Here is a 10,284-nt window from a genome sequence, read left to right as displayed (position 1 = left end):
AGGTCTGGGCGACCCCGTCTAAAGTTGCTTCGCCGGTCCGCCGGTGCGGTGCTATTGTAATTCGCGAAGCAACTTTAGACGGGGTCGCCCAGACCTTAGACTTTAAACCTTAAACGTTGCACTTGTCAATACCAGCGGTACGTCAACCCGGCAGAGAGCATCAGGTTCCGGGCACCGTTGATCTCGTTGTACTTATAGAACACATTCTGGTACTGCGCCTGAATCTCGCCACCCAGGCCTTTCTCGCGTTTACCGAACACTTTTACCCCAATGGTAGGTGCAATAGCCCCGGCAAACTTCTTGTCGGTGTCGGCCAGGGTGCCGTAGAAATTGGTGTAGTTCACAAACGCGCCGCCACCGGCCAGTTGCACATAGGGCCGGATCGGAGCCGCCGGGTCGCTGAAGTAATAGGCCGCCGTGGCCATCACGGGTGTCAGCGTCAGGGTACGGGTCTGCACCGCCGAGATCGTCTCGCCCGACGAGAAAGTGGTCAATTGCCGGGGCAACTGCTGCTGACTGTACTGATGACCCGTTTGCAGCCCCAGCGAAAAGTTTTGCGGAAACTGCCACTCCATCGTTAGCAGGGCGTTGGCGGGCGAAAGTTGCGAAATATAGTCCCGCTGCGTACCCATAGGCAAACTTACGCCATACCGCAACGCGGCATTGAACGTCACGTACCGGTTGTAGGTCGATTCCCGAATCAGGTTATAGGCATTCACGGTTGGTTGCCCGTAGGCGTCGCGGCCGGGTGTGGGCTTTGTCACGGCAGGTGGCGTAGTGGTGGCCCCGCCGCGCTCCGGCAGGTCCTGCGCCGGGGCAGACAGGGTGGCCAGCCCCAACAGGGCGGCCAACAAGATTGACTTGTTCATAAGTTATTGACAATTAACGCGTTGGCTTCAGGTAAGGCGACTGAGCAAAGGCGTCGGTGATGAGTTTGTTGATGGCCGAAGCGTCGAAAATACCATTACCACGTAGGGAGGCCTGGTAGATCACGCGCAACTGATTCTGTGGCGCATTGGGGTCGGTGGTGGGCGTAGTGATAGGCCGATTTTTCAGGTCGACGAGTTCAATGCGCCAGTACCGATCCGACACCTGGTAGTACTGGTAGTAGCTGGGGTAATAGGGCGAAAAGCCGCCAAAACCGCCATAACCCCAGTAATTGCCAAACCCTGCGTAGGGGTTAGTAGTCACGCCCGTATACTGATTATTCACCCGCGTTACGGCCACGCCTATGTCGGCGGGTTGCCCGGCTGCCACGCGCACAAAGCCCCGGTTGGTCAGTTCCTGCGCTACCTGCGTCACAGCCTGCTGTTCAATGGGCAAACTTGACTGTGAGTACCCGTCATTCGACTCGACCAACACCGAGTCGGGCAGGCTGAACGTTTTATACTGGCTAAAATTGACCGCACGGTCATAGTTGGTAATCAGTACGTTAGAATCTGCCGGGCTGATGTTATTCACGGCGTTATCGCTACAGGCCGACACGCCCAGACCGATGGCCAGTGCCAGCGAAGCCACCGCCAGCGGCCGCCGCAGCCGACCACTTATCTCACTTGTTTTCATAGGATTAACGTTGGATGTACACTACCTACAAAACGTGTAGGCTATTCCAAAAGTTTGTCCTGATTTGATCCTAATGGAATCCTAATGTGGGTTTTAAAAGGGTGTTTGCTTCGGCTTAGCCCCCCGCCCTAAAGGCGGTCCGACGGGTCGGTGCCCGCTGGCGCACAGATATTGCTGACGCGAAGCTTTAAATGCGCCAGCGGGCACCGACCCGTCGGACCGCCTTTAGGGCGGGGGGCTACGCCGAAGCCAACAGCAAACAGCACACGCCCCCCACCCTACACCCCGTTCAAAGCCTTATCTTTGCTGTTTGAAACGACCTATTTGACTGTGCTGTACACGGAATATAAAAACCTCAATTACGCCGCCCTTGCCGAGGGGGTATTGGCGCACTGGAAGGAAACGAACGCCTTCGAACAGTCGGTGGCCCTGCGCGAAGGGCGGCCCACCTTTACGTTTTATGAAGGCCCACCGTCGGCCAATGGGATGCCAGGCATTCACCACGTCATGGCCCGCACCATTAAAGACATTTTCTGCCGCTACAAGACGCTGAAAGGCTTTCAGGTGCCCCGCAAGGGCGGCTGGGATACCCACGGCCTGCCCATCGAGCTACAGGTAGAGAAAGAACTCGGCATCACCAAAGACCATATCGGCAAGACCATTTCAGTGGCCGACTATAACCAGAAATGCCGCGAAACGGTCATGCGCTTCACCGACCGGTGGAACGACCTGACCGAAAAGATGGGCTACTGGGTGGACCTCGAACACCCCTACGTCACCTACGAAACCAACTATATCGAGTCGGTATGGTGGTTGCTTAAACAGCTCTACGACAAGGGGTTACTATACAAAGGCTACACGATCCAGCCGTTTTCGCCCAAGGCGGGTACGGGCCTCAGTTCGCACGAGCTGAACATGCCCGGCACCTACAAAGACGTGAAAGACACCACGGTGGTGGCGCAGTTTAAGGTGAAACCCAACGGCAAGTCGGGCTTCCTTTTCTTCGACTCGGCCGACGCCGACGTGTACATCCTGGCCTGGACCACCACGCCCTGGACCCTGCCCGCCAACTCGGCGCTGACGGTGGGCGCCAACATCGATTATGTGCTGGTGAAGACCATCAATCCCTACACGTTTATGCCCGTGCACGTGGTGCTGGCCAAGAACCTGGTGGGCCGGTGGCTGAACGAAAAAGGCCGCGTCGACAGCATCAACAGCCGCAGCGGCGGACCGTCCGCTTTTGATGCCTACCTCTCGACCGACAACCGGAATCGCAGCGGCGCACCGGCCGGAGCGATCATCCCCTGGGCGCTGGTGTCGGAGTTCAAAGGGCAGCACCTGGAAGGTATCGAGTATGAGCAACTGATGCCCTATGTGCAGCCCGATCCCGCCGCTGGCAAGCCCTTCCGCGTGATTCTGGGCGATTTTGTGACGACCGAAGACGGTACCGGCGTAGTGCACACCTCGCCCACGTTTGGGGCCGATGACTTCCGCGTGGCGCAGCAAAACGGCATTCCGGCTATTATGGTCAAAGACGAAACCGGCAAAGACGTGCCCATTGTGGACCGTCAGGGCCGTTTTGTAGCCGAGATCACCGACTATGCCGGACGGTACGTAAAAGAGGAATACTACAGCGACGAAGAACGCGCCGACCCCGATTTCAAACCTACCGACGTGCTGATTGCCATTCAACTGAAGGAGCAGAACAAGGCATTTCGGGTAGAAAAATACGAACACCCCTACCCCCACTGCTGGCGCACCGACAAGCCGATTCTCTACTACCCGCTCGACAGTTGGTTTATCCGAACCACGACCATGAAAGACCGGCTGGTGGAACTAAACAAAACCATCAACTGGCAACCCGAAAGCACGGGCACGGGCCGCTTTGGCAACTGGCTCGAAAACCTCGTAGACTGGAACCTCAGCCGCAGCCGGTTCTGGGGCACGCCCCTGCCCATCTGGCGCTCAGAAACGCGGGAAGAAGTGTGTATCGGCTCGGTGGCTGAATTGGTTGAACACGTACAAAAAGCCCTCGCTTCGGATGTATTGACAGAAGAGCAACGAGCTAACGATGAAGCGTTTATAGCCGCTCACGCCGCCGGAAACGTTGACCTTCACCGGCCTTATTCCGATGAGATTTACCTCGTCTCCGAGACGGGTTTGCTGATGCAGCGCGAGCCGGACCTGATCGACGTCTGGTTCGATTCGGGTGCCATGCCGTATGCGCAGTGGCACTATCCGTTCGAGAACAAAGACAAGTTCGCACAGTCGTACCCCGCCGATTTTATCTCGGAAGGGGTTGACCAGACGCGGGGCTGGTTCTTCACGCTCCACGCCATCGCGGGCATGTTGTTCGACTCGGTCGCGTTTAAAAATGTGGTGTCGACAGGGCTGGTGCTGGACAAAAACGGTCAGAAAATGTCGAAGAGCAAGGGTACCAGCATCGACCCGTTCATTACGCTGTCGGAGTATGGGGCCGATGCCACGCGCTGGTACATGATGACCAACACCGAACCCTGGGACAACCTGCGCTTCAACCTCGACGGTGTGGCCGAAGTGCAGCGGCGGTTCTTCGGTACGCTCACCAATACCTACAATTTCTTTGCCCTCTACGCCAACGTAGACGGTTACCGGATTGAGCAGTTCGACCGCGTACCGCGCGAAGAGCTGCCCGAACTGGACCGCTGGATTTTGTCGAAACTGAATACGCTGGTGCGCGAGGTAGAGGCATCGTTTGAGGCCTATAACCCCACCAAGGCTGGTCGGCTGATTCAGGATTTCGTCAACGACCAACTCTCGAACTGGTACGTGCGCCTCTGTCGGCGGCGCTTCTGGGCGGGTGCGGCCGACGCTTCGGAGATGAGCCACGACAAACGGGCGGCTTACCAGACGTTGCAGCACTGCCTGGCATCGGTAGCGCAGTTGATGTCGCCCATTGCGCCGTTCTATGCCGACTGGCTGTATCAGAACCTCACGGCGGCGGTGCGGGAGGAATCCATTGCCCGGAATACGCCGTTCAGGCACGATTCGGTGCATTTTACCGACTGGCAACCGGTGGCCGAAGACTGGATCGACACCGATCTGGAAGAAGCCATGGCCCTGGCGCAGCAGATCAGTTCAATGGTACACGCCTTGCGGAAAAACCACAAGCTGAAAGTGCGGCAACCCCTCTCGCGGGTACTCATCCCGGTGGTCTCGGTGGGCCAAGCCACGGGCACCATGCAGCGGCAAATCGAGCAGGTGGCACCCATTATTGAATCGGAGGTGAACGTGAAATCGGTGGAATTTGTGGCCGACGCCAGCGGGCTGCTGACCAAACGGGTAAAGCCCAATTTCAAGGCGCTGGGTCCCAAATTCGGCAAGCAGATGAAGGACGTTGCCGCCGCCATCACCGCCATGACGCCCGACGAACTGACCCAACTGGAAACAACCAATAGCCTGCAACTGGCTGGCTTTAATTTGCAACTGACCGACGTAGAAATTCTAACCGAAGACGTGCCCGGCTGGGTAGTGGCCGTAGATGGTCCGCTGACGGTGGCCCTCGACGTGACCGTGACCGACGAGCTACGCCGCGAAGGCATTGCCCGCGACCTGGTGAACCGGATTCAGAACCTGCGCAAAGACCAGAACTTCGACGTGACCGACAAGATCAACGTGGCTCTGGAGCGCAATAACGATTTGCTTTCTGAAGCCGTAGAGGCCAACCGCGACTACATTCAGCAGGAAGTACAGGCCGTATCGCTCGAACTCGTCACGGGCCTCAACGGCTCGGCGGTGGAGATCGAAATGGACGAATTTGTATTGAAGATGAAAGTGGAACGAGTGTAGCAAACGTTTTTAATCAATTTCATATATCGCTTTTGTTGCCTCGCTTCTGAGCCGGATTCTTGCAGAATCCGGCTCTATTTTTAGATCGTAAACCGATAGTATCGTCTTAAGCTTATTTTTTGTCAATTTTTTGTAGAAAAATTACAACATTTTTGCATAGTTCTACTCAAGTAATTATTATTATATCATTATTCACCTCTGCTGTAAATCTATATCATGAAAAAGCTCTTAACTGCTGCCTTTATTCTTACTTCGTTCGCGCCTACTTATTCGCAAACCTGCGGTAACAACGCCGTGGTGTCTAACTTCAGGCCCAACACCTCACCAAATGGGTCAGCTTACTGGGTCAATGTGTATTACCACATTGCCGTACCGGCATCTCAGCAGGGAGGATACCCATCCGCGCAACTCTGTAACCTGACATCGAAACTAAATCAGGACTATAACAAGTACGGCATTTATTTCAACGCATTGGGATTCGATTACATTGTTGGCGATAACTACTTCAACCTGAAAGAGAGCAACGGCACAAACGTCTTCACCGCGAATGTGAAAGACAATGCTATAAACATTTATTTGATCAACTCGTACACTCCAATAAATACAAATCAATTTGCCTACGGGGGATGCGCCAAAGACATACAATCCGATGGCTTTTGGGCACTCAACTCAGTGAATCCTCTTACTCTCAGCCACTAGATGGGACATTGTCTTGGCCTGTACCATACCTTTCGGGGTACTTCAACCACCAATGACCACGGAGCAGGCACCTGTGCCGAAAACGCCAACGGCTCGAATTGTACAAGCTGCGGTGATTATATCTGCGATACCCCAGCTGACCCTCAAGGCCAAATAGATTCTAACTGTCAATACATTGGCGGAAACGGCTTTAATCCCGATACACGAAATATTATGTCCTACTATACGGAGAACTGCCTGAATCAGTTTTCCATTCAGCAAGTATACGCTATGAAGAACTCGCTGGCAGGTGCTCTGTCAAGAGTGGTGGCAAGTTTACCTACTCCAATTGTTAGTGGTAACACCAATGTTTGTTCGTCAGCTACCTATAATTGTTCTTCCATCCCACCCGGTTATTCGTTAACAAACTGGTCTAGCACTAATACAGCGATTGCCACCGTTAGCGGCGGGGGCACCGTCAGTAAGGTTGCCAATGGCCAGATCAGCGTTGCGGCTACGTTGGCACAGGGCTGCACCTACTTATACCCATCCAAAACCATTTCAGTTGGTACGCCGGGCACGTTGACAGGGACATATAGCTATGGGACGTTCACCTACCCCGTCAATAATCCATCGACGGGCATTTCGGTCTCGAACAGTACGCCCAATATCACGATTCGCCTATTGCAAAATGACCCATCAGCCACATTCAACTGGGTCACCACATCAAGCAATGGCAATACGTCATTTTCGTCTAATGGTGGCAATGCTAGCGTATATCTGACCGGTGGGGCTTACCGAAACATCATCTGCGCTGCTGTCAACGTTTGTGGTAATGGCCCATCTAGTTCCTTCAATTGCTACAACTACAGTGGCAGTTTTCGGCTAGCCGCTTTCCCCAATCCAGCCACTGTTGACTTGAATGTGACCGCTGAGGAGGTATTGACGGAGCAGGAGGCTATAGACCTACTGAAGAGCAATCAGCTACTAGTTACTGACGATTTAAAAAAGATTGACTTACTGCTCTATGACACCAACGGCAGCGTGGTTCTGAACGGAAAAATTACCGATAAAAAGCTGAAACTCAATACGCAGAAACTACCCAATGGCATTTATTACCTGCACGCCGTTGGTGAGAATACCACTATCAAGCAACAAATCCGTATTCAGCATTAGAACTTACGGCCATGAAAAAGTATTTGTTTTTATGGCTGCTGTTAGGCAGCATTCAGTGCAGGAACAAACTGCAAGAAGTGGAAAAACCATTTTGCGACTGTCAAAATTTTGTGGAGACAGGCACTAAAGTTGGCATGATTAGAGGCTTGTTGAACTTCCCACAATGCTCCACTTGCCCTTACGTGCTTACTAACAGAGGTATTGAACGGCCAACCTTCGATGCAATCTGTCCCGATTCAACATTCATGGCTCAATTAAACAGTAAAAACATAACAGACAGCACAATGGTAGAAACAGAAGCTATCGTGCTGGGATATGCCGGTAGCACTACGCGGGTTCCTTGCATGTTTAAGTTAGGAGACATACAATCCATTGCCTATCCATTTCATGTCAAATCCATAAAAAAACTGTGAAGCCCAATGGCATTTACTACCTGCACACTGTTAGTGAGAGTTCCACCATCAAGCAGCAAATTCGTATTCAGCACTAGACTCAACGGCCATGAAAAAGCTACTCTTAGTCTGTCTATTGTTGGGCAGTATTCAGTGCCGAGAAAAACCGCCAGAAGTAGAAAAACCGCTCTGCGACTGTCAGAATTTCGCGGAGACGGGCACTGGAGTTGGCATTGATCAGGGTTATTTGCGCTTTCCACAATGTCCAACTTGCTCCTACGCCCTTGCCAGCAGTAGGGGTATCGATAGCCCGGTATTCGCTGCAATCTGTCCAGATTCAACCTTCCTGGCTCAATTGACCAGTGCGAACCTAACGCAGAGCACATTAATCCAGATTGGGGTTGTCCCGCTGGGGTATGCGGGCAAAACTACATTAGTGACCTGTGACCTTGAGTTGGGCAATGAACGCTTCAAGGCATATCCGTACCATGTCAAATTCATAAAGAAGTTATGATGCCCGACGGTGTTTGTCGAGAGGCTTGAATATATTGGCACGGTGTTTGTTAACCATTTACTACCCCATAAACGTGATAGGCAATTTGCCTCGTTAACACACACACAAGACTTGGTAAGCCCGGCTACGTTGTAGGCCGGGCTTCTTTGTTTTTTGGCCTCCTGCTTGCGCCAAAGCCGTTTTTTAGCCCCAAAATCACTTGGCCATCTGCGTAATTTTCGGTACATTAGCGTATGGAACAAGCAGCAAATACACTGGAAAAATTGACCCTCCCCATTCAGCCCGACGAGATGGAATGGCGGGTGCAGATGCAAACCAAAACCGGCAAACTGATCGTGGTGCCCTACATCACCAACCGCTGCGTGATGGACCGGTTCGACAAGCAGTTTGGCTGGCAGGGGTGGCAGAACGAAATCTCGGAAATACAGGGCGGCTTCTTCTGCAAAATCACCGTCACCATTCCCGGCGAAGAGGGCAAACCCGCCACCATCCTCTCGAAAATGGACGGAGCCAGCCGCACCGACATCGAACCCGTGAAAGGCGGCATCTCCGATGCCATGAAGCGGTGCGCCGTGCAGTTCGGCCTGGGCCGCGACCTCTACAACTACCCCCGCGTCTTTATCGACACGCCCGACAAGTTCATTCCCGACTGGGCGCATCAGCAACTGGAAATGCTCGTGAAGAAAATCAACGACGGCAGCTATAAAGGCGGCGAGATCGTTACACTCCGGGCCTCCTACCAGAAGGCGTAGCACCTGCCAACTCATTCAGTGTCCACCTAAACGCATTACTACCTGCGTTTGGGTGGACACTGTTTTTTTATTGTAAAAAAGGATACTGATTCCAACCCATGCAATGCGTCTTGAGTCTAAGTATCTGTATTAATATTGAGTATTTACTAAGTGACCGTTTAATCAATAAATATATAGTTAAAACCTTTAAACACTGTTTTGTTTAATATTTCTACCAATCTGTTAAACAAGAATCCCTTTCATACGTTTGTATGTGTACCAGTGCATCTACTTAATCATTCACAAACAAACACAGTCAAACGTATGCTGTTAGATCAGAAAACAAACCGTCTGCTGGCACTCTGCCTTCTTTTCGTGGGCTTCGCTTTTTTAACCTCCTGCAAAAAAGATCCCGACCCGGTTGCCACCAACTCGATCACTGACATTGTCAGCAAAAACAACGATTTCACCCTCCTGCGGGCTGCGTTGGTAAGAGCCAACCTGACCGAGACGTTTAAGACCGGCACATTTACCGTATTTGCACCCAACGATGCGGCCTTCAAAGCGTCGGGTATTGCCGACGTAGCTGCCGTAAACAACCTACCAGTAGCTACGCTAACCAACATTTTGCAGTACCACGTGTTGGGCAAGCGGGTAGCCGCCAGTGAAGTGCCAACGGCTGTAAACACGCCCCTGCAAACGCTACTGACCACCAACGGCACCGTCTACGTGTCTAAGATTGGTTCAACAGTGTCGATTAATGGCAAAAAAGTCATTACGCCCGATGTAGCCGCCGATAATGGCGTGATTCACGTGATTGATGGTGTACTGATGCCACCCTCAGGCGATATTGTCGCCACAGTACTGGCTAATCCGGGCAGCTACAGTTTGCTGGCGCAGGCGGTTACCCGTGCGGGCACTGCGGTGGTCACCGCGCTACAATCGACCACAGCGGCCACGGTGTTCGCCCCGACCAATGAGGCGTTTATCGCCGCCGGCTTTAACGCCGCCGCCATCGCTGCTGCTGCCCCCGCCACACTGGCCAAAGTGCTCTCATACCACGTGGTGCCAGGGCGGGTATTTTCTTCACAACTCACTGACGGCCTGACGGTTGGCACCTTATTGGGCGCAACGCCAACGTTGAAATTTGGCGTAGGCACGGGCGTTACGGTACTGGGTGCCAGCAATGGCACGTCGGCGTCAAATGTGGTCGTTGCCAATGAGGTAGCCACCAACGCCGTCATTCACCGCATCGACCGGGTATTGCTGCCCTAAGCCTGAATCGGCAACTGCCATTTTGGTAAAGAAGCCTCGTCTTTCCTGCATAGCTGCCTTTCGCGCTACGCCGGTCAGACGGGGCTTTTTTGCGTGGCCATGAAAGAAGAAACAGGAATCAAAACCC

At 53.0% G+C, this 10,284-nt stretch carries 9 protein-coding genes; 7 read left to right on the top strand and 2 right to left on the bottom strand.

The window, feature by feature from the left end:
* Positions 1-125: 125 nt before the first annotated feature.
* Together J2I48_RS24460 and J2I48_RS24455 are read right to left on the bottom strand one after the other, a co-directional pair.
* Positions 126-869 carry a porin family protein gene (locus J2I48_RS24460; protein WP_207338143.1) on the bottom strand — a complete coding sequence of 248 codons (744 nt, stop codon included), beginning with the start codon at positions 867-869 and terminating at the stop codon, positions 126-128.
* Between the two features lie 13 nt (positions 870-882).
* The gene (locus tag J2I48_RS24455; protein ID WP_207338142.1) at positions 883-1,563 is read right to left on the bottom strand and encodes a DUF4136 domain-containing protein; all 681 of its coding nucleotides are present in this window, start codon (positions 1,561-1,563) and stop codon (positions 883-885) included.
* Between the two features lie 330 nt (positions 1,564-1,893).
* Between J2I48_RS24455 and ileS the strand changes: the two genes are divergently transcribed.
* From ileS to J2I48_RS24420, 7 genes are all read left to right on the top strand, one after another.
* On the top strand, positions 1,894-5,391 hold the full coding sequence (gene ileS, locus J2I48_RS24450; protein WP_374758173.1) for an isoleucine--tRNA ligase: 3,498 nt from the start codon (positions 1,894-1,896) through the stop codon (positions 5,389-5,391).
* Between the two features lie 216 nt (positions 5,392-5,607).
* Positions 5,608-6,090: a hypothetical protein gene (locus J2I48_RS24445; protein ID WP_207338140.1), complete on the top strand. Its 483-nt coding sequence runs from the start codon at positions 5,608-5,610 to the stop codon at positions 6,088-6,090.
* Between the two features lie 213 nt (positions 6,091-6,303).
* Positions 6,304-7,245, top strand: coding sequence for a T9SS type A sorting domain-containing protein (locus tag J2I48_RS24440; protein WP_207338139.1), 942 nt, complete (start codon positions 6,304-6,306; stop codon positions 7,243-7,245).
* A gap of 11 nt (positions 7,246-7,256) precedes the next feature.
* Positions 7,257-7,658 (top strand): hypothetical protein, encoded by a 402-nt coding sequence (locus tag J2I48_RS24435; protein WP_207338138.1) that lies wholly within the window; start codon positions 7,257-7,259, stop codon positions 7,656-7,658.
* Between the two features lie 88 nt (positions 7,659-7,746).
* Entirely contained in the window at positions 7,747-8,151 is a 405-nt protein-coding gene (locus tag J2I48_RS24430; protein ID WP_207338137.1) for a hypothetical protein, read from the top strand.
* Between the two features lie 233 nt (positions 8,152-8,384).
* The gene (locus J2I48_RS24425; protein ID WP_207338136.1) at positions 8,385-8,903 is read left to right on the top strand and encodes a Rad52/Rad22 family DNA repair protein; all 519 of its coding nucleotides are present in this window, start codon (positions 8,385-8,387) and stop codon (positions 8,901-8,903) included.
* A gap of 303 nt (positions 8,904-9,206) precedes the next feature.
* On the top strand, positions 9,207-10,157 hold the full coding sequence (locus J2I48_RS24420; protein ID WP_207338135.1) for a fasciclin domain-containing protein: 951 nt from the start codon (positions 9,207-9,209) through the stop codon (positions 10,155-10,157).
* Positions 10,158-10,284: the final 127 nt, after the last annotated feature.

The sequence above is a fragment of the Fibrella aquatilis genome (assembly GCF_017353255.1).
Lineage (GTDB): Bacteria > Bacteroidota > Bacteroidia > Cytophagales > Spirosomataceae > Fibrella > Fibrella aquatilis.
The sequence above is the reverse complement of the archived record's forward strand: the minus strand, read 5'-3'. Positions and strand labels throughout refer to the sequence as shown.

Coding starts and splice junctions, on each gene's coding strand:
- J2I48_RS24435 (WP_207338138.1), top strand. CDS start 7,257: ATGAAAAAGTATTTGTTTTTATGGCTGCTGTTAGGCAGCATTCAGTGC.
- J2I48_RS24455 (WP_207338142.1), bottom strand. CDS start 1,563: ATGAAAACAAGTGAGATAAGTGGTCGGCTGCGGCGGCCGCTGGCGGTG.
- J2I48_RS24420 (WP_207338135.1), top strand. CDS start 9,207: ATGCTGTTAGATCAGAAAACAAACCGTCTGCTGGCACTCTGCCTTCTT.
- J2I48_RS24430 (WP_207338137.1), top strand. CDS start 7,747: ATGAAAAAGCTACTCTTAGTCTGTCTATTGTTGGGCAGTATTCAGTGC.
- J2I48_RS24445 (WP_207338140.1), top strand. CDS start 5,608: ATGAAAAAGCTCTTAACTGCTGCCTTTATTCTTACTTCGTTCGCGCCT.
- J2I48_RS24440 (WP_207338139.1), top strand. CDS start 6,304: ATGTCCTACTATACGGAGAACTGCCTGAATCAGTTTTCCATTCAGCAA.
- J2I48_RS24425 (WP_207338136.1), top strand. CDS start 8,385: ATGGAACAAGCAGCAAATACACTGGAAAAATTGACCCTCCCCATTCAG.
- J2I48_RS24460 (WP_207338143.1), bottom strand. CDS start 869: ATGAACAAGTCAATCTTGTTGGCCGCCCTGTTGGGGCTGGCCACCCTG.